General features: G+C 71.3%; 18 protein-coding genes. 8 read left to right on the top strand and 10 right to left on the bottom strand.

Translation table 11 applies throughout. The features are described 5' to 3' along the window. Positions 1 to 8 precede the first annotated feature (8 nt). The gene (gene zapE, locus J1M46_RS04985; RefSeq protein WP_206446823.1) at positions 9 to 1,019 is read right to left on the bottom strand and encodes a cell division protein ZapE; all 1,011 of its coding nucleotides are present in this window, start codon (positions 1,017 to 1,019) and stop codon (positions 9 to 11) included. 120 nt (positions 1,020 to 1,139) lie between these two features. On the opposite strand from zapE, the gene J1M46_RS04990 reads away from it, so the two are divergent. Beyond that, complete coding sequence (locus J1M46_RS04990; protein ID WP_342384280.1) at positions 1,140 to 2,030, top strand: sulfurtransferase; 891 nt, start codon at positions 1,140 to 1,142, stop codon at positions 2,028 to 2,030. Continuing rightward, entirely contained in the window at positions 2,027 to 2,452 is a 426-nt protein-coding gene (locus J1M46_RS04995; RefSeq protein WP_206446825.1) for a SufE family protein, read from the top strand. Before J1M46_RS04990 ends, J1M46_RS04995 begins: the two co-directional genes overlap by 4 nt. On the opposite strand, the gene J1M46_RS15730 is transcribed toward J1M46_RS04995, so the two are convergent. Then, positions 2,449 to 3,627 carry a serine aminopeptidase domain-containing protein gene (locus tag J1M46_RS15730; protein WP_206446826.1) on the bottom strand — a complete coding sequence of 393 codons (1,179 nt, stop codon included), beginning with the start codon at positions 3,625 to 3,627 and terminating at the stop codon, positions 2,449 to 2,451. The two genes, J1M46_RS04995 and J1M46_RS15730, sit on opposite strands and share 4 nt — an antisense overlap. Positions 3,628 to 3,649: 22 nt before the next feature. Here J1M46_RS15730 and J1M46_RS05005 point away from each other — a divergent pair, with 22 nt between their 5' ends. From J1M46_RS05005 to J1M46_RS05025, 5 genes are all read left to right on the top strand, one after another. Further along, positions 3,650 to 4,246 (top strand): DUF3000 domain-containing protein, encoded by a 597-nt coding sequence (locus J1M46_RS05005; RefSeq protein WP_092919665.1) that lies wholly within the window; start codon positions 3,650 to 3,652, stop codon positions 4,244 to 4,246. Further along, positions 4,239 to 5,492: a ribonuclease D gene (locus tag J1M46_RS05010; protein WP_446698560.1), complete on the top strand. Its 1,254-nt coding sequence runs from the start codon at positions 4,239 to 4,241 to the stop codon at positions 5,490 to 5,492. The genes J1M46_RS05005 and J1M46_RS05010 overlap by 8 nt, the downstream gene beginning before the upstream one ends. Before the next feature lie 73 nt (positions 5,493 to 5,565). After that, positions 5,566 to 6,771, top strand: a complete 1,206-nt coding sequence (locus J1M46_RS05015) for a thiolase family protein (protein WP_342384406.1) — start codon at positions 5,566 to 5,568, stop codon at positions 6,769 to 6,771. Beyond that, the gene (locus tag J1M46_RS05020; RefSeq protein WP_206446828.1) at positions 6,771 to 8,912 is read left to right on the top strand and encodes a 3-hydroxyacyl-CoA dehydrogenase NAD-binding domain-containing protein; all 2,142 of its coding nucleotides are present in this window, start codon (positions 6,771 to 6,773) and stop codon (positions 8,910 to 8,912) included. Before J1M46_RS05015 ends, J1M46_RS05020 begins: the two co-directional genes overlap by 1 nt. Positions 8,913 to 8,931: 19 nt before the next feature. Beyond that, positions 8,932 to 10,437, top strand: a complete 1,506-nt coding sequence (locus J1M46_RS05025) for a DUF7059 domain-containing protein (RefSeq protein WP_342384281.1) — start codon at positions 8,932 to 8,934, stop codon at positions 10,435 to 10,437. Between the two features lie 21 nt (positions 10,438 to 10,458). Here J1M46_RS05025 and J1M46_RS05030 read toward each other — a convergent pair whose 3' ends face one another. From J1M46_RS05030 to J1M46_RS05055, 6 genes are all read right to left on the bottom strand, one after another. After that, positions 10,459 to 11,253 (bottom strand): ADP-dependent NAD(P)H-hydrate dehydratase, encoded by a 795-nt coding sequence (locus J1M46_RS05030; RefSeq protein WP_206446829.1) that lies wholly within the window; start codon positions 11,251 to 11,253, stop codon positions 10,459 to 10,461. Next, the gene (locus J1M46_RS05035) at positions 11,250 to 11,696 is read right to left on the bottom strand and encodes a hypothetical protein (RefSeq protein WP_206446830.1); all 447 of its coding nucleotides are present in this window, start codon (positions 11,694 to 11,696) and stop codon (positions 11,250 to 11,252) included. The genes J1M46_RS05030 and J1M46_RS05035 overlap by 4 nt, the downstream gene beginning before the upstream one ends. Positions 11,697 to 11,769: 73 nt before the next feature. After that, positions 11,770 to 12,567: an ectoine/hydroxyectoine ABC transporter ATP-binding protein EhuA gene (ehuA, locus tag J1M46_RS05040; RefSeq protein ID WP_206446831.1), complete on the bottom strand. Its 798-nt coding sequence runs from the start codon at positions 12,565 to 12,567 to the stop codon at positions 11,770 to 11,772. Beyond that, on the bottom strand, positions 12,551 to 13,204 hold the full coding sequence (ehuD, locus tag J1M46_RS05045; RefSeq protein WP_206446832.1) for an ectoine/hydroxyectoine ABC transporter permease subunit EhuD: 654 nt from the start codon (positions 13,202 to 13,204) through the stop codon (positions 12,551 to 12,553). The genes ehuA and ehuD overlap by 17 nt, the downstream gene beginning before the upstream one ends. Next, complete coding sequence (locus J1M46_RS05050) at positions 13,201 to 13,932, bottom strand: amino acid ABC transporter permease (protein WP_206446833.1); 732 nt, start codon at positions 13,930 to 13,932, stop codon at positions 13,201 to 13,203. The genes ehuD and J1M46_RS05050 overlap by 4 nt, the downstream gene beginning before the upstream one ends. 9 nt (positions 13,933 to 13,941) lie before the next feature. Beyond that, the gene (locus J1M46_RS05055; protein WP_206446834.1) at positions 13,942 to 14,865 is read right to left on the bottom strand and encodes a transporter substrate-binding domain-containing protein; all 924 of its coding nucleotides are present in this window, start codon (positions 14,863 to 14,865) and stop codon (positions 13,942 to 13,944) included. Positions 14,866 to 15,090: 225 nt separating this feature from the next. Here J1M46_RS05055 and J1M46_RS05060 point away from each other — a divergent pair, with 225 nt between their 5' ends. Beyond that, on the top strand, positions 15,091 to 15,852 hold the full coding sequence (locus J1M46_RS05060) for a GntR family transcriptional regulator (protein ID WP_206446835.1): 762 nt from the start codon (positions 15,091 to 15,093) through the stop codon (positions 15,850 to 15,852). Between the two features lie 6 nt (positions 15,853 to 15,858). On the opposite strand, the gene dxs is transcribed toward J1M46_RS05060, so the two are convergent. Together dxs and J1M46_RS05070 are read right to left on the bottom strand one after the other, a co-directional pair. Continuing rightward, entirely contained in the window at positions 15,859 to 17,823 is a 1,965-nt protein-coding gene (dxs, locus tag J1M46_RS05065; protein ID WP_206446836.1) for a 1-deoxy-D-xylulose-5-phosphate synthase, read from the bottom strand. Positions 17,824 to 17,891: 68 nt separating this feature from the next. Then, positions 17,892 to 19,028: a class I SAM-dependent methyltransferase gene (locus J1M46_RS05070; protein WP_206446837.1), complete on the bottom strand. Its 1,137-nt coding sequence runs from the start codon at positions 19,026 to 19,028 to the stop codon at positions 17,892 to 17,894. Positions 19,029 to 19,064: the final 36 nt, after the last annotated feature.

Consider the following 19,064-nt stretch of genomic DNA (forward strand, 5'->3'; position numbering starts at 1 on the left):
CCGCGCCCTCAGCTCCACCGCTCGTTCGCGAGCGCCACCAGGCGCGAGATCGCGCGCAGGTACTTCTTGCGGTACCCACCGCCGAGCATCTCCTCGCTGAAGACCGACGACAGCGTCGTGCCGCTCGCGCGGATGGCGACCTGCGCGTCGTAGAGGCGGTCGACCAGCGCCACGAAGCGCAGCGCGTCGTTCTGGTCGTGCAGCACACGCACCTCACGCAGGCCGAGCGCGTCCACATCGCGCACGAGCCCCACGTAGCGGGAGGGGTGCACGTGCGCCAGATGGGCCACCAGCGCGTCGAAGTCGTCCAGCGCCACGGTTCCCTCGAACCCGGCCAGTGCCGGCTCGAGCTCGTCGGGCTCGACCGTGGGTGCGCTGCCGCTGATGTCGCGCTGGCGGTAGTCGTCGCCGTCGATCCGCATGATCTGGAACCGGTCGGCGATCGCCTGGATCTCGCGCAGGAAGTCGCTGGCGGCGAAGCGCCCCTCGCCGAGTGCGTTCGGCGGCGTGTTGCTGGTCGCCGCGAGCTTCGTGCCGCTCGCCACCAGCTCGCCCAGCAGGCGCGTCATCACCATCGTGTCGCCCGGGTCGTCGAGCTCGAACTCGTCGATGCAGATGATGCTCGAGCCCTGCAGCTGCCGCACGGTCTCGGCGTAGCCGAGCGCGCCGACGAGCGCCGTGTACTCGATGAACGTGCCGAAGCGCTTCGGCCCCGGCATCGCCTTCCAGAGCGCCGCGAGCAGGTGCGTCTTGCCCACGCCGAAGCCGCCGTCCAGGTAGATCCCGGGCTTGACCTCCGGCGCCTTCTTCTTGAACAGCCCACCGCGCCTGGGCGAGGTCCACGCCGTCACCAGCTCCCGCATCCGCTCCAGCGCTTCGGTCTGCGACGGATGCGCTGGGTCGGGCCGGTAGGACTCGAACGTCGCGCCGTCGAACTGCGGCGGCGGCGCGAGGCTCGCCACGATCTGCTCGGCGCTCACCTCTGGGCTGCGCTCGACGAGCGAGATCGGTGCTGGCATGCGGACTCCTTGGCGGGCGCGGCGGCGCCCATGGAAGATTCGGTGGGAGGATGGCGTTTGCCTGATCAGAGCCTACTTGAGGCTGCATCTCACCCCGCTGCCGCAGCAGAAGGAGCCCCCGTGCCCGAGTCCGAAGCACGCATCAACGCCTACGCCGCACCCGAGCGCGTGGTCACCACCGAGTGGGTCGCCGCGCACCTCGACGACCCGAGCATCGTGATCGTGGAGTCGGACGAGGATGTGCTGCTGTACGAGGTCGGGCACATCCCCGGCGCCGTGAAGATCGACTGGCACGTCGACCTCAACGACCCGGTGCAGCGCGACTACGTCTCCCCGGATGCCTTCGCCGAGCTGCTCGGCAGGCACGGCATCGGCCGTGACACCACCGTCGTCTTCTACGGCGACAAGGCGAACTGGTGGGCGACCTACGCGCTGTGGGTGTTCGCCCTCTACGGCCACGACAACACCCGCATCATGGACGGCGGCCGCGACCTGTGGATCGCGGAGGGCCGCGAGCTCACCCGCGAGCCTACCCGCCGCGCCGCCGTCGACTACCCGGTCGTCGAGCGCGACGACCGGACGCTCCGCGCATTCCGCGACGACGTGCTCGCGCACTTCGGCAAGCCGCTCGTGGACGTCCGCAGCCCCGAGGAGTACTCCGGCCTGCGCACCACCGCCCCGGCCTACCCGGAGGAGGGCGCGCTGCGCGCCGGCCACATCCCCACCGCGGCGAGCGTGCCCTGGGGCAAGGCGGCCAATGAGGATGGCACCTTCCGCTCGCGGGAGGAGCTCGAGGCGATCTACCTCGACGGCGCCGGGTTGCGCGATGCCGACGACGTGATCGCCTACTGCCGCATCGGCGAGCGCTCCAGCCACACCTGGTTCGTGCTCACGCACCTGCTCGGGCTGCCCAACGTGCGCAACTACGACGGCTCCTGGACGGAGTGGGGCTCGCTGGTCGGCGTGCCGATCACGACGGGCGAGCAGCCGGGAGAGGCACCCCGCCGATGACGCTCACCGCCGCCCTGCAGCAGACGGTCGACGACTTCCACGCGATGGAGGAGCAGGACCGCCTGCAGCTGCTGCTGGAGTTCGCCGACGAGCTGCCCGCGCTGCCCGAGCGCTACGCCGAGCATCCCGACCTGCTGGAGCGGGTCGCCGAGTGCCAGTCGCCCGTCTTCCTCTTCGTCGAGGTGGACGAGCGGGTGCACGTGCACGCGACCGCGCCGGAGGAGGCGCCGACCACGCGCGGCTTCGCCTCCATCCTGGCGCAGGGGCTAGAGGGCGCGAGCGTCGACGAGGCCCTCGCCGTGCCGAGCGACTTCCCGCGCCAGCTGGGCCTCGACCGCGTGGTCTCGCCGCTGCGGCTGCGCGGCATGGCCGGCATGCTGGGCCGCATCCAGCGGCAGATCCGCGAGCGCGCTGGCGCCTAGGAGAACGCGGTGATGCCGCGCGCGTCCAGCCAATCGCGCACGTGCTGCTCGTAGCGCGTCCTGTCGAAGTTCCAGAGCTTCGTGTGCCGGGCGGTGGTCCACTCCCGGTAGTCGACGAGATCGGGCCGCGCCTCTGCGAGCGCGCGCGACGCATCCGGCGGCACGTAGCCGTCGTCGGCCGAGTGCAGGAGCAGGATGGGCTGCGACAGCGCATCTGCGTGCAGCACGTTGTCGAGCTCGTCGAAGTCGAGGCTGCGGCTGCCGCTGAGCATCGAGGCGGGCGATCCCAGCAGCCCCACGGCCGTGTCGACCAGCCATGCGGGCAGCCGCACGAGCGCCACCTGCAGCATGAGCGTCGGACGCCAGCCGACCACGGGCGAGTCGAGCACGAGACCGGCGATGCGCCTCCGGTGCCGTGACCGGCGTGCGACCTGCAGCGCGATCTGCCCGCCCATCGACCACCCCTGCAGCACGATGCGCTCAGCGCCACGGGCGAGCGCGAGCTCGATCGCGTCGTCGACGTCGCGCCACTCGTCGAGACCGAGCCGGTACTTGCCGTGCCGGCTGGGCGGGGCCTCGGTGTCGTTGCGGTAGGAGACGGCCATGACCGGGATGCCGCGCTCCAGGTAGATCGGCGCGGCACGGATCGTCTCTCGCCGGGTGACGCCGCGGCCGTGCACCTGCACGCACCAGGTCGTCGCATCCTGGTCGCCCATGATCCAGGCCGGCGCCGGACCGAACTCCGTGGGAACGTCGACGCGCTCGACCTCGTCGCTCACCTGGCTCGGCTTGAAGACGGCGTAGCCCGACCAGCGCGCGGAGGCGACACCGTCGAGCAGTGCGCGCGAGCGCGCATCGACCGCGCGGGTCACGCTGTGCGCGTCCTCGCTGACCACTCCGCCCACCACTGCGAGCTGCTCGCCCACCCACAGCGCATAGACGCCGGGCAGGCCGGTGTCGGGCGTGCGGCCCAGCCGGACGCCGTGCTCGTCGACGCCCAGCACGGTGATGTCATCAGGCGGGTTGCGCGGCGGCGTCACGAGCCTCGACGCGAGCAGTGCGGAGGCGCCGGTCACCGCCAGTGCCGCGCCGCCCACCACCACGCCGCCGGCGATCAGCGCCAGCCGTCCACCGCGCCGCTCCGCTGCGGCGGCGCGCCTCACTTCGGTGGTCACAGGGGAATCGTAGTCTTGCCGGGTGGACACGAGCAGTGCAGCACCCGCCCCCGAGCCGGAGGCGTTCCGCGCTGCCGTCGACCAGCTGCGACGGGCTGACCTGCGCAGCGAGCTGTCGGTGCGCGAGATCCCGGCGCCCGGCCGGATCGCGCCGTTCTCGTTCGCGATCGCGGCAGACGTCGGCGTCCCCGTGCACGGCCACGACTCCGACATCGGCACCGGCCGCTTCATCCTGATGCACGATCCCGAGGAGCCGGAGGCATGGGGAGGCGACTTCCGCATCGTCAGCTTCACGCAGGCCTCGCAGGATCCCGAGATCGCCGCCGACCAGTTCCTCGCCGAGGTCACGTGGACCTACCTGCTCGAGGCGCTCGAGCAGCGGCATGCCGAATACCACTCGGAATCCGGCACGGCGACGAAGATCCTCTCCAGCGGCTTCGGCGAGCTGGCCGCGCAGAGCGAGGGCGCGCAGATCGAGCTGCGCGCCTCGTGGACGCCGACCGGCCGCGACTTCGGTGCCCATCTGACGGCATGGACCGACCTGCTCTGCGCGATCGCCGGACTGCCCGTGCAGCCCGGTGCCGCCGGTCTCGATGCACAGCGACGCACCCGTGGCTGAGCAGGAGGCCGGGCCAGAAGCGCCCGAGGTCGTGCTGCCCGAGGCGAAGGCGCAGGGCCCGCTCGCCGTGATCGTCGAGGCCGATGCCCTCGCGGCCGCGGCCGAGCGCCTGCACCACGGCACGGGTCCGGTGGCGGTCGATGCCGAGCGTGCGAACGGGTTCCGGTACTCCGCCCGCGCCTACCTCGTCCAGCTGTACCGACGGGGTGCCGGCACAGTGCTCGTCGACCCCACCGCCTTCGACGACCTGTCCCTGCTGCAGGAGGCGATCGGCGACGAGGAGTGGATCATCCACGCCGCCAGCCAGGACCTCCCCTGCCTGCGAGAGGTGGGCCTCGAGCCGGCCAGCCTGTTCGACACCGAGCTCGGCGCTCGGCTCGCGGGCTTCGAGCGCGTCGGCCTGGCCGCCGTCACCGAGCGGCTCGTCGGCCTGCACCTGCGCAAGGAGCACGGTGCGGCCGACTGGTCGACCCGGCCCATCCCGCCAGCCTGGCTGGAGTACGCCGCGCTCGACGTCGAGGTGCTGCCGGACGCGCGCGACGCGCTGGCCGCAGAGCTCGAGCTGCAGGGCAAGCAGGAGCTCGCCGAGCAGGAGTTCGCCTACGCGCTGCAGCGTCGGCCGAAGCCCGCACCTGCGGAGCCCTGGCGCCGCCTCTCGGGTATCCACACCATCCGCGATCGCCGGCAGCTCGCTGTCGCCCGCGAGCTGTGGCTGGCGCGCGATGCGCTCGCCAGCGCCACCGACACGGCACCCGGTCGGCTGGTGCCGGATCGCTCGCTGATGGCCGCGGTCACCACGGACGTCGACTCGAAGGGCCGGCTCGCGGCCCGGCGCGACTTCTCGGGCCGCGCCAGCCGCTCCGAGCTCGATCGCTGGTGGGCCGCGATCGAGCGCGGTCGCGCCAGCGAGGACCAGCCGCAGCTGCGGGTGCGGTCGGACGAGCCGCCGCCGCCGCGATTCTGGAAGAACCGCCGGCCGGAAGCCGACGCGCGGCTGAAGGCTGCGCGCGCAGCCGTGCAGGCCGTCGCCGACGAGCTCGCGATGCCGTCGGAGAACCTGCTGATGCCCGACACCCTGCGCCGGGTGGCCTGGGAGCCGACCGCGCCGACGCCGGAGGCGGTTGCCGACGTGCTCCGCGAGCGCGACGCGCGCCCCTGGCAGGTTGCCGCGACCGCACAGAGGATCGCCACCGCATTTGTAGAGGCGGACCAAGTCGCTCCGGAGCCGCCGGACGCCGACTCGTAGGAAGCGGCAACCGCAGGGCGGGCCGCCGAGCGCCCTTCCTACACTGGTGCCGCAATCACCCCAATCAGGAGGCATCGTGGCCAACGACGACGTCGTGTTCGTGGACGGCGTCCGCACCCCATTCGGGCGTGCGGGCGAGAAGGGCATGTACTGGCAGACCCGTGCTGACGACCTCGCGGTCAAGGCGCTCACCGGGCTGCTCGAGCGGAATCCGAATCTGCCGCTCGACCGCATCGATGACGTGGCCATCGCGGCCACCTCGCAGACCGGCGACCAGGGCCTGACGCTCGGCCGCACCGTCGGCATGCTGGCCGGACTGCCCGTCACCGTGCCGGGCTACGCGATCGACCGCATGTGCGCAGGTGCCATGACCGCGGTCGCCGCGGTCGGGGGCGGGGTCGCCTTCGGCGCCTACGACGTCGCGATCGCCGGCGGCGTCGAGCACATGGGCCGGCATCCGATGGGGCAGGACGCCGACCCCAACCCGCGCTTCGTCGCCGAGAAGCTCGTCTCGATGGATGCGCTGAACATGGGCAAGACCGCCGAGCGCATCCACGACCGTTTCCCGCAGCTCACCAAGGAGCGCTCCGACCGCTACGCGATGCGCTCGCAGCAGAAGTACGCCGCAGCGCTCGCCGCCGGCAACATCCAGCCCGACCTCATCCCGGTGGCGACGCAGTCCGCGGCCGGCTGGGGTCTGGCGACCGCCGATGAGGCTCCGCGCCCCGAGACCACCTTGGAGGGGCTCGCGAGCCTGAAGACCCCCTTCCGCGAGCACGGCCGCGTGACGGCCGGCAACGCATCCGGTCTCAACGATGGCGCGACGATGTCGATCATCGCATCGGCCTCCGCCGCCAAGGAGCTCGGCCTCGGCACCAAGATGCGGATGGTCTCGTTCGCGTTCGCGGGCGTCGAGCCGGACATCATGGGCATCGGCCCGATCCCCTCGACCGAGAAGGCGCTGCGCAAGGCCGGCCTGTCGATCGACGACATCGGGCTGTTCGAGCTCAACGAGGCGTTCGCGGTGCAGATCCTCTCGTTCACCGACCACTTCGGGATCGACGACGACGACGCGCGCATCAACCCCTGGGGCGGCGCGATCGCGATCGGCCACCCGCTCGCGTCCTCGGGCGTGCGCCTGATGGTGCAGCTCGCCCGCCAGTTCGAGCAGCGCCCGGATGTGCGCTACGGCGTCACCGCCATGTGCGTCGGGCTCGGTCAGGGCGGCACCGTCGTCTGGGAGAACCCCCACCACAAGCGCTACGGAAAGGGCAACTGATGGCCATCCGCGACGAGTTCCCGCTGCTCGCAGCAGTCGAGTTCGACGAGGTCGTCACGCACAGCCACGTGCGCGACATCTCGCTGCCGTCGGGCAGGACGGTCGCCCTCGTGACGCTCGACAACGGGCGCGACCACACCCGCCCGTCGACGCTCGGTCCGGCGACGCTGTTCGAGTACGGCGACGTGATCGAGGCGCAGCGCGCTCGCGCGGCGAAGGGCGAGATCGACGCGATCGCCGTCACGGGCAAGCCCTACTTCCTGGCTGCCGGAGCCGATCTGTCCAACGTCGGCGATCTGCCCGACCGCGCGACGGCCGCTGAGCTGCCGAAGCTCGGCCACCGCGTGCTGGGCCTGCTGCACGGGGCAAGCGTGCCGACGTTCGTCTTCATCAACGGGCTCGCCCTCGGCGGCGGGCTCGAGATCGCCCTGCACGCCGACTACCGCACGATCAACTCGGCGGCGCCCGCGGTGGCGCTGCCGGAGACCTTCCTCGGCCTGGTGCCGGGCTGGGGCGGCGCGACCATCCTGCCGAACCTGATCGGCATCGAGCGCGCGCTCAAGGTCGTCATCGAGAACCCGCTGAAGCAGAACCGTGTGCTGAAGCCCTCGGAGGCGCTCGAGCTGGGCATCGCCGACGTCATGTTCGGGCCTGCGAACTACCTCGAGTCCTCGTTGGCCTGGGCCGACGCGGTGCTGGGTGGCAAGAAGGTCGACCGCCCGCACACGCCCGGCACGCTCGAGCGCACCGTCAAGTGGCCGATCGCGCTGAAGATCGCCCGCGACACGCTGGAGAAGAAGCTCGGCACCGTGCCGCTCGCGCCCTACCGCGCGCTCGACATCATGGAGCTGGCGAAGAAGAACGACCGCAAGGCCGGCTTCGCCGCCGAGGACGCCGCGCTGGCGGAGCTCATCCCCGGCGACCAGTTCGCCGCCTCGATCTACGCCTTCGACCTGGTGCAGAAGCGCGCCAAGCGCCCCGCCGGCGCCCCGGACAAGGCGCTCGCGAAGCCGGTCTCGAAGGTCGGCATCATCGGCGCCGGGCTGATGGCGAGCCAGTTCGCGCTGCTGTTCGTGCGCCGCCTGCAGGTGCCCGTCGTCATCACCGACCTCGACCAGGCTCGCGTCGACGCGGCCGTCGCGGGCATCCACGGCGAGATCGACAAGCTCGCAGGCAAGGGCCGCGTGTCGACCGACGAGCAGCAGCGCCTCAAGGCGCTCATCTCGGGCACGATCGACAAGGCCGACTTCGCCGACTGCGACTGGGTGATCGAGGCCGTCTTCGAGGAGCTGGGCGTCAAGCAGCAGGTCTTCCGCGAGATCGAGCCGCACCTGAGCCCCGAGGCGGTGCTGGCGACCAACACCTCCGGCCTCTCCATCGAGGCCATGGCGGCGGCCCTCCAGCACCCCGAGCGCCTGGTCGGCTTCCACTTCTTCAACCCGGTCGCGGTCATGCCGCTCATCGAGGTCGTCAAGACCCCGGCCACCGACGACGCCACTCTCGCCACGGCGATGCGCGTCGCGAAGGACCTGAAGAAGAACGCCGTCATCACCCGCGACACCCCCGGCTTCGTGGTCAACCGCATCCTCGCGAAGCTGCTCGGCGAGGCGATGCACGCGGTCGAGCAGGGCACGCCGTTCGAGGACGTCGTCGAGGCGCAGCGCGGCTTCGGGTTCCCGATGGACCCGTTCGTGCTGCTCGACCTGGTCGGGCTCAAGGTCGGCGCGCACGTGCTCGACACCCACCACACGGCCGCTCCCGACCGCTTCTTCGAGTCGAAGGCGCTGCACGAGCTCGCCGAGGCCGGCATCCTGCTCGAGAAGGACGCGAAGGGCGAGCCGAAGGGCATCGACAAGCGTGCTCGCAAGATCGTCGCGAAGCACACGCCGGCCGATGCGAAGCCGCTGACGGTGGAAGAGTTGCGCCTGCGCATCGAGGACGGCCTGGCCGACGAGATCAAGCGGATGCTCGACGACGACGTCGTCGAAGCGGCCGAGGACATCGACCTGTGCATGATCCTGGGCGCCGGCTGGCCCTTCCAGATGGGTGGCATCACGCCGTACCTCGACCGGGTCGGCGCCTCCGAGCGGGTCTTCGGCGGCACCTTCCACGAGCCGCGCATCGAGGGCCCGAAGGCCTGACATCCGGCAGACTGGCACGGTGAACCGTGCGCTCGTCGACGCCCTCGCCCGTGATCTCGCAGCTGCGAGCTTCACGAGCGGGGGCGTCCTCGCGCTGGTGGGCGCCGACGCCGACGCGGCGCTGACCCGCATGATCGCCCAGCCGGCCCGCCGGGCGGCGCTGCGACAGCCCGGCCCGCTCGCGACCCTGCTGCGCGCGTTCTGGCTCGGCGATGCCGTCACCGAGAGAGAGATGGCGGATGCGCTGCCGGCGCTGGGCGTCGACGGCGCGGTCGCGCTCGGCATCGCCGAGCACCGCGGCGAGACCGTGGTCCCACAGGTGGCGATCCGCCCCTATGCCTACCGCGACGCGCTCGGGTCGGGCGAGTGGTGGATCGCGAGCGACCTCGACGAGCTCGCTGGCGTGTGGCCGCTGCGGCCCGATCACGTGCTCGGCGTCGGCGGCGCGGCCAGGACGCTCGCGGCGCTGCTGCCGCCGCTCGAGGCCGCATCCGCGCTCGACCTGGGCACCGGCTGCGGCGTCATCGCTCTGCACCTGCGGCGCCTCGCGCAGCGCGTGGTGGCGACGGACATCTCCGAGCGGGCCCTGCGGTTCACCGAGCTCACCGCGCGGCTGAACGGCGTCGACGGCATCGAGACGCGCCTGGGATCCCTGTTCGAGCCGGTCGCCGGCGAGCGGTTCGAGCTGATCGCGTCGAACCCGCCGTTCGTCATCACCCCGCGCACGGAGGGTGTGCCGGCCTACGGGTACCGCGACGGCGGTGCGGCCGGCGATGCGCTGATGGCCTCGGTCGTCGCCGGTCTGGGCGAGCACCTCGCCCCTGGCGGTCACGCGCGGCTGCTCTGCAACTGGGAGACGCTGGGCGAGCGCGCGGGGATCGACCGCGTGCGCGCCTGGAGCGACGGACTCGACGCGTGGGCGATCGAGCGCGACTCGCTGGATCCCGTGCGCTACGCCGAGCTCTGGCTGCGCGACGGCGGCACGCTCCCCCGCGACACCGAGCACGACAGGCTCATCGACGCCTGGCTCGACGACTTCGATGCGCGGGGCGTCACCGCGGTCGGCATGGGATGGCTGGCCCTGCATCGACCGGATGCGGGGGCCGGCACGAGCCTGCACCGCTACGAGCGCCTCGTGCATGCCGTGCAGCTCGAGCACGCGGGTGCGCACCTGGCCGAGGCCTTCGGGGACGCTACCTGGCTCGCGACCCTCGACGACGAGTCGCTCGAACGCGAGCATCTCGTCACCGCCTCGGATGTGACGGAGGCCCGGCATCAGCTGCCGGGGGCATCCGGGCCCAACGTGATCGAGCTGCGGCAGGGCGGCGCGCTCGCGCGCACCCTGTCGGTCGACACCGCGCTGGCGGCGCTCGTCGGCGCCTGCGACGGCGAGCTCTCGATCGGGCAGCTGATCGGGGCGATCGCCGCCCTGCTGGAGGTCGACGAGCGGATCCTCGCCGCCGACCTGCTGCCGCGCGTGCGTGAGCTGGTGCTGACCGGCTTCCTGCGCAGGATCAGCGACTGAGCCGGCCAGCGACTGAGCCGGTCAGCGACTGAGCCGGTCCGCCACTGCCGCGGGCAGCTGCTCGGCGAGGTCGAGCGCGGTGATCGGGCGGCCGTCGACGGCCGCCATGCCGGCCGCCTCGCCGTGCAGCTCGACGGCCTCGGTCGCCATCGAGGCCAGCGAGTCGCCGGCCGCGGCGAACGCCGCGCTGCCCGCCACCAGCGCACCCAGCACGCCGGCGAGCACATCGCCCGTGCCCGCCGTCGCGAGCCGGTGCGTGCGCGCCTCGAGCGACACGGCTGCACCGCCCGGCGCCACCACGTGGGTCGGCGCGCCCTTCGCCACCACGACCGCGTCGAGCTCGGCTGCGATGCGCGCGGCGCCTGCCGCTCGGTCGAAGGGTGGCTGACGATGCCCCAGCAGCCGCATCAGCTCGCCCTCGTGCGGCGTGATGATCGTCGGGCCCGCGTGGCCCCGCACGAGATCGAGCGCACCGGCATCCACGATGCACGGCGCGCCGCTGCCGAGCGCCTCGAGCAGCAGCGCACGCAGCGCGGGGTCGCGCTCGCGCGCATCCTGCCCAGAGCCCAGCAACCAGGCGTCGACGCTCCCCGAGGTCTCATCCATGGCGTGGCACACGGTTTCGGGACGCCGCGCGAGCACGAGGTCCTGCACGCGCCGCGGCGCCCACAGGCGCACGTAGCCGATGCCGGTGCGCCACGCCGCCTCGACGCCGAGCACCGCGGCACCGGGATAGCGCTCGGAGCCGGTCACGACCCCGAGCACGCCCATCGAGCGCTTGTCGTCATCGGCGCCAGGCACCCTCAGCCACGTCATGCCGCCAATGTACGCGGCCGCATGGCATCGACGCCGTCCAGGTGCGCGAGCAGCACACCGCGCAGCGGCACCGGGATGCCGCGCACGGCCCGCACGATCGCGTCGTGCCAGGCCCAGTCGTCGGGGCTCGGCGTCGGCCCGGCAGGCCGCTCGATCACGAACACGACCTCCTGATCCTGCTCGAGCAGATGGCCGAGGATGCCGCGCAGCGCCAGCACCGCGTAGGCGTCGGGAGAGATCGGGATGCCGTCGACCTGCTGCAGGTCGCGGCGCATCGTGCCGTCCGGCTCGATCAGGAAGATCCAGAGCCGCGGCACGATGCCGTGCTGCACGAGCGCCGCCACCGCCTCCAGCGTGGCATCGCCCGCTGCTTCGTCGCCCAACGAGTGGTCGCCCAAGGTGTGGTCGCCCAGCGTGTCATCGCCCAGTGTGTTGTCGTCCATGCCGCGGAGCCAACCGCATCCGATGCCGTGCCCGTGCGATGCGCGGCGCTCGCTGTGGAGAGCCGCTCGGCGATCAGGTGCCCAGCACCGCCGACAGGAACGACTTCGTGCGCTCATGGGTCGGAGCAGTGAAGATCGTCTCCGGATCGCCCTGCTCGATGACGCGGCCGCCGTCGAACATCATCACGCGGTTGGAGACGTCGCGCGCGAAGTGCATCTCGTGGGTGACGATCAGCATCGTGATGTCGGTCGTGCGGGCGACGTCTCGCAGGATCTCGAGCACCTCGCCGACGATCTCCGGATCGAGCGCGCTCGTCACCTCGTCGAGCAGCAGGATCTCGGGGTCCATCGCCAGCGCCCTTGCGATCGCGACGCGCTGCTGCTGGCCGCCGGAGAGCGAGCTCGGGTGCGCGTCCTCCTTGTCGACCAGACCGACCCGCGCGAGCAGCTCGCGGCCGCGCTCCACCGCATCCGCCTTCGACAGCCCGAGCACGTGCACGGGCGCTTCGATCAGGTTCTCCATCACCGACATGTTGGGGAACAGGTTGAACTGCTGGAAGACCATGCCGATGCGCTTGCGCATCTCGTTGCGGTGCCGCTCCTTGAGCGCGACCCGCTTGCCGCCCTCGTCGGTGTGCGTCAGGGGCTGCCCGTCGATGAAGATGTAGCCCTCGTTCGCCTCCTCCAGCGTCATGACGAGGCGCAGGATGGTCGTCTTGCCCGAGCCGCTGGGCCCGATCAGCGTCACGCGATCGCCGCGCGCGACCTCGAAGTCGAGGCCCTGCAGCACGACGTTGTCGCCGAAGCGCTTCTCGACGCCTTCGAAGCGGATCGCGGGCGTGGACGGGTCGATGTCACGTGGTGAAGGCAATGCGCTGCTCCAATTTGCGGATGAGGACGGAGGTCGGATAGCTCGCGATCAGGAAGATGACTCCCGCGACCACGATGACCTCGGTGAATCGGAAGTGGTCGCCGCCGTACCGCAGCGCGTTGCTGATCATGTCGGGCACGGTGATGGCGATCAGGAACGGCGTGTCCTTGAACATCGAGATGACGTAGTTGCCCAACGACGGCAGCGTGGCACGCACCGCCTGCGGCACGATGACCGCGCGCCAGGTGCGCCCGCGCGACATGCTCAGCGCGGTCGTGGCCTCCCACTGCCCTTGCGGCACCGAGTCGATGCCGGCTCGGTACACCTCAGCCATGTAGGTGGCGTAGTGGATGCCGAACACGACGATGCCGATGGTGAGCGGGTCGAGCGCGAGCAGGGCGAAGTAGGCGAACATCAGCTGCACGACGATCGGCGTCATGCGGATGAAGTTGACGACGAAGGTCAGCAGCGCGGCCAGCGGTGCCGGTGCCGAGCGCCGCAGCAGCTCGAGCACCAGCCCGAGCACCGCGGCGATCACGCTGCCGACGACCGTCACGAGCAGCGTCACCGTGAGGAAGCCTTCGAGCAGGGTCGGGAGCGAATCCCAGACGTGCTGCCAGTTCCAGCCGCCGCTCATGCTGCCGTCCTCCCCCGGGTCACCGGGCTGCGGAAGCGCAGCGCATCGCGCAGCGACTCACCCTGACCGAGCCGGTGCTTCGCACGGACCTCCAAGGCGTTCATGCCGAGGGTGAGGATGTAGGCCAGCACGAAGTACAGCAGCAGGCCGACGCTGTAGGCGAAGAAGAGATCGGTCGCGATGCGCAGCTTCTCGATCGAGACCGTCAGGTCGAACAGCGTGATGAAGCCGACGATCGCCGTGCCCTTCAGGAGTTGGATCAGCAGGTTGTTGAGCGACGGGATCATGAGCGCCCATGCCTGCGGGATGATGATGCGGCGCATGCGGTGCGCAGGCGAGAAGCTCAGCGCCGTCGACGCCTCCCACTGCCCGCGCGGCACCGCCGTGATCGAGCCGCGCACCACCTCTGCGCCGTAGGCGCCGTAGTTGAAGCCGAACGCGAGGATGCCGGCGACCAGCGGCGGCCACTCCAGCCACGGGATGCCGAACCTGGGCAGCACGAAGAAGAACAGGAACAGCTGCACCACGAGCGACGTGCCGCGGAAGAACTCGATCACGACCCTCGCGAAGCCGCGCACGAGCAGCGCGCGCGACCCCGCGAGCAGGCCGAAGACGATCGCGATCACGAACGCGAGCGCGGCTCCGCCCGCCGTCAGGACGACGGTGATGCCGAGGCCCTCGAGGACTTGCGGGATCGCCGTCCAGAGGGCGCTGAGATCAGAGCTCAACGCCGATCGCTACTCGAGCTCGCCAGAGCAGAGCTGCTCGGTGGTGAGGTCGGCCGGAGGCAGGTTCTCCTCGGTGAATCCGTACTCGCCGACCAGGCTCATGTAGGTGTCGACGTCGCCGGTGATGGTCGCGAGCTCTGCGTTGTACGCCTCGAGCAGCTCGGTGTCCCCCTGGCGGAAGACGGTCGAGCCCGCACCGATCTGCTCGACACCGTCGATGACGGCCACGAAGGCATCCGTCACCTCGACCGGGGCGTCGCTGTTGTCGGCCATCCAGTTCAGCGAAATCGCCGTCATGGCGAAGGCGTCTGCGCGCCCGTTCGCGACGATGTCCATGCCGCTCTGGGCATTCTCGACCGGCGTCGTGCCGGTGATGCCGAGCGCGTCGGCGTAGCCCGACTCGATGCCGCCGTTGAGGACAGCGAGCTGCACGTCTCCGCCTGCGTCGACGACCGACTGCAGGTCGGTGAGGCCCTGCGGGTTGCCCTCGGGAACCATGAGCGCCGTGGTGTACATGATCTCGGGGTCGCTGAACGCGGCCTCGGCGCAGCGGTCAGGGAGGATCGACATGCCGGCGCTGACGGCGTCGAAGCGACCGGCGTTGAGGCCCGGGATCAGCGAGTTCCAGTCGACCTCGACGACCTCGATGTCGTCGATGCCGAGGTTGCTGAAGATCTGCTCGTGCATGGCGATGGTGGCGCCCATCGGCTCGCCGCCCTCGACCCATGAGTAGGGTCGCTCGTCGGCGATGGCGAGCGTGATCGCGCCGGCCTCCTGAGCGGCCGCGAGCGTGCCGGCCGAGCCGTCGGCGCCCTCACTGGGCGCGGTGGTCTCACCACCGGATTCACCGCCGGCCGCGCAGCCCGTCAGCCCGAGCGCCACCACCCCGATCGCAGCCAGTCCGCTTCGTCCGATTCCTCGTCGTGTGCTCATGGTGGTCTCCTTCGCTGTCGGCAGGTGCACGCGCGCCGTCGGGCGAGCGCCACGATCCACACTATGCACCCGTGTCGCCACGCAGAACCGCAGAGTCGCAGATTGTCGACAGCGATATGGAAACGTTACGATCGACCAGCCTCGGCGATGCCGGGGATCGCGCTCGCGAAGCGCGACAATGATCACGGCGGCGCCCCCGCTGCCGGAACCCAGCCGAGGAGCAGCATGAGCGTCACGAGCGGCACAGCACGGCAGGGTTCGGTGCTGCGCGTCGCCCGCCCATCGACGGTCGACCTCATCGCCGCAGAGCTGCGCGCGGCCATCTTCTCGGGAGCGCTGCCCGTTGGCTCCGCGCTGGGCGAGGTCGAGACGGCCACGCAGCTCGGCGTGAGCCGGAGCCCGTTCCGTGAGGCGGCGCAGCGGCTCGTGCAGGAGGGTCTGCTCGCCTCGGTGCCCGGTCGCGGACTGCGGGTGAGCGTGATCGCGCCCGAGCACGTGCCCGACCTCAACGAGGCCCGCATCGCTATCGAGAGCCAGGCGGTTCGCCGCATCGCGGCCGCCGCGCCGGCGCTCGACGGGCTCGAGGCGGCGCTCGCAGCGCTCGAGCGCGCGAGTGAGCACGACGACGCCCTCGCCATCGGCGACGCCGACCTCGCCTTCCACCGGCTGCTCGTCGACACAGCGGGCAATCGGCGGCTCTCCCACTACATGGCTACGCTCGCCATCGAGACGCGCATCGCGAGCCTGAGCGCACCAGAGGGCTATGCCGTGCGGCGCACGGTCTCCCCCACGTACCGCGCGCTCCTCGACGCGCTGGCCGAAGGCGACGCGGAGGCCGCGGTCGCCGCGATCACGCAGCAGCTCGACGAGGCGACCAGGCGACTGACCGGCGAGGCCACCGGCGTGGAGACGATCGAACGGGAGATCGCGCCGCCGGGACTGCAGCCGATCGATCCGGAGCAGCTGGGCGCAGATTCCGTGCGCTGAGTCGCGTCAGTCGCCGACCGGCGGTCGCACGGGAGCATCCTGGTCGATCCGCAGCTCCTGCTCCCCCGGCAGCGAGCGGGCGATCGGCAGGCGGCCGGTGCCGAGCACCTGCTGCACGATGTTGCGGGCGATGGTCTGCGCCGAGAGCCCGAACTCCTCGAGGATCTCGCCGCGCTCCGCGTGGTCGATGAACGCGTCCGGCAGGCCGAGCTCATCGACGGCCGTATCGACTCCGGCTGCCCGCAGCTCCTGACGGATTCGGGTGCCGATGCCGCCGACCCGCACGCCGTCCTCCAGCGTGATGACGATGCGGTGGTCGCGTGCGAGCTCGATCACGGAGCCCGCCACGGGCACCACCCAGCGCGGGTCGACCACCGTCACGCCGATGCCCTGCGCCTGCACCCGCTGCGCGACGTCCATCGCGAGGTGCGCGAACGAGCCGATCGCGATGATCAGCACGTCGCGGTGCGGCGCCTCGAGCAGCACGTCGACGCCGTCAGCTGTCCGCCGCACGGCGTCGAGCTGGTTCGGCACCGAGCCCTTCGGGTAGCGGATGACCGTGGGCGCGTCGTCGACGGCGACGGCCTCGCGCAGCTCCTCCTCGAGGCGCACGGCATCGCGCGGGGCGGCGAGGCGGATGCCCGGCACGAACTGCAGCAGCGCCAGATCCCACATGCCGTGGTGACTGGGCCCATCCGGACCCGTCACGCCGGCGCGGTCGAGCACGAAGGTCACGCCCGCCTTGTGCAGCGCGACATCCATGAGCACCTGGTCGAACGCGCGGTTGATGAAGGTCGCGTAGATCGCCACCACCGGGTGCAGGCCGCCGTAGGCGAGGCCGGCGGCGGTGGTGACGGCATGCTGCTCGGCGATGCCGACGTCGAGCACGCGAGAGGCGTCCAGCGCGGCCAGCCGGTCGAGCCCGGTGGGGCGCAGCATGGCGGCGGTGATGCCGACGACGCGCTCATCCTTGCGGGCGATCGACACCAGCTCCTCGGCGAACACCGAGGTCCACGACGGCCGGCCGGCGCTCGCGATCGCCTCACCCGTCTCGGGGTCGATCTGGCCGACGGCATGGAACTGATCGGCCACGTCGTTGATGGCCGGGTCGAAGCCCTGCCCCTTCTGCGTGATGACGTGCACGATCACGGGCGAGCCGTAGTCGCGCGCCTGCGTCAGCGCCTCCTGGAGCGCATCGAGGTCGTGGCCGTCGATCGGCCCGAGGTACTTGATGTCGAGGTTCGAGTAGAGCGCCTCGTTGTTGACGAACCGCGACAGGAAGCCGTGCGTGGCGCCGCGCACGCCGCGGTAGATCGCGCGGCCGGGATGGCCGAGCCGCGAGAAGGCCCGCTCTGAGCTGCCCCGGAGCGTGCGATACGAGCGCTGCGTGCGCACGCCGTTCAGGAAGCGCGCCATGCCGCCGATGGTCGGCGCGTAGGAGCGGCCGTTGTCGTTGACGACGATGACGAGCCTGCGGCGGTTGTCGTCGGAGATGTTGTTGAGCGCCTCCCACGTCATGCCGCCGGTGAGCGCGCCGTCGCCGACCACGGCGACGACCGAGCGGTCGTGCTGGCCGGTGATGTCGAAGGCGCGGCTGATGCCGTCCGCCCAGGACAGCGACGAGGATGCGTGGCTCGACTCGACGATGTCGTGCTCGCTCTCGGCGCGCTGCGGGTAGCCCGCCAGGCCGCCCTTCTGACGCAGCCGGGAGAAGTCCTGCCTCCCGGTGAGCAGCTTGTGCACGTAGGACTGGTGGCCGGTGTCGAAGACGAAGGCGTCGCGCGGCGAGTGGAACACCCGGTGCATCGCCATGGTCAGCTCCACGACGCCGAGGTTGGGCCCGAGATGCCCGCCGGTGCGCGCGACTTCCCGGATCAGGAACGACCGGATCTCGGCGGCCAGCTCGACGAGCTCGGCCTTCGAGAGCCGGTCCAGGTCCCGCGGGCCCGTGATCTGCTCGAGGATCGCCATGATCCTTCCATCGTAGCCCCGCGGGCACCGATGTCCCCCGTCTCACGCGTGAGACACGGTGCCTGCGGTCAGCGCGTCAGCGAGTAGAAGCGGAAGAAGCTGAAGTCCTCGATCGGCAGCACCTCGACACCGGTGAAGCCCGCCTCCAGGGCATAGCGACGCAGGGTCGAGGGCCGCATGACGGTGCCCGTGCCGGCACTGCGCGGATGCGACAGCCCGTCGGGCAGGCAGACGAACAGGCTGAAGCCGTACATGAGGCGGTCGACATCGTCGCCGGGAGCCGTGAGCTCCTCCGCGACAGCCTCGTCCATGATGACGACCGGGCCGCCAGGGCGCACCGCCAGGCGCATCGCCTCGAGCACCTCGACGGGCTGCGGCATGTCGTGCAGGCACTCGAAGGCGAACGCCGCGTCGAACGGGCCGTGGTCGGCGAGATCGGCGCCGTCCGCGACGTGGAACCGCACGCGGTCCGACACCCCCGCCAGGGCCGCGTTGTCGCGCGCGGCGAGCACCGAGGGCTCGTCGACATCGAATCCCTCGACGTGCAGTCCGGGGTGCGCCTCGGCGAGCGCGATCGCGGACCAGCCCCCGCCGGCGCCGACGTCCGCGACACGGGCGCCGGGGCGGCCGAGCACGGCGTCGATCACCGGCACCTCGGCGAGCACGGCGGGGAGCCGCCCGAACCACGGCCGGTTGAGATCCGCCTGCGCCGCACGCGCGTCCTCGCCGAGCTGCGCCCAGCTCACGCCGCCGCCGGCGCGGTAGGCCTGGAGCAGACCGGGCAGCTGCGGGCCGATGGCCCCGAACATGCGCGGCAGCGGCCCGAGGTAGGCGAGGCTGGACTCGTCGGTCAGCACTTCTGCGGCAGCCCCGGGCAGCGTGAAGCGTCGCGCCGCCGGGTCGCTGCGCGCGTCCTCCATCGAGAGCACGCCGCTGACCGCCTGCTGCTCCAGCCACTCGCGCGCGTAGCGCTCCACGGTGCCGGTCCGCTCGGCGAGCTCGGCCGCCGTGCTGGCGCCGTGCGCCGCAAGATCGCGGTACCACCCGAGCCTGTCGCCGAGGTAGGCAGCCAGCAAGTCGGTGGTCGCGAGTGCGGCTTGCAGCATCCGGTCGGCGAACGCTTCGACAGCTCGCTCATGGTCGCCCGCAGGCAGGACCGGGTCGAGGTGCGATGCCTCGGCGGCCGACGAATCGTCGATGCTCATGCGGTGCTCTCCTTCGAGCGCGCGATCAGGCCTCTG

This window comes from Agrococcus sp. KRD186, assembly GCF_017168255.1.
Classification (GTDB): Bacteria; Actinomycetota; Actinomycetes; order Actinomycetales; family Microbacteriaceae; genus Agrococcus.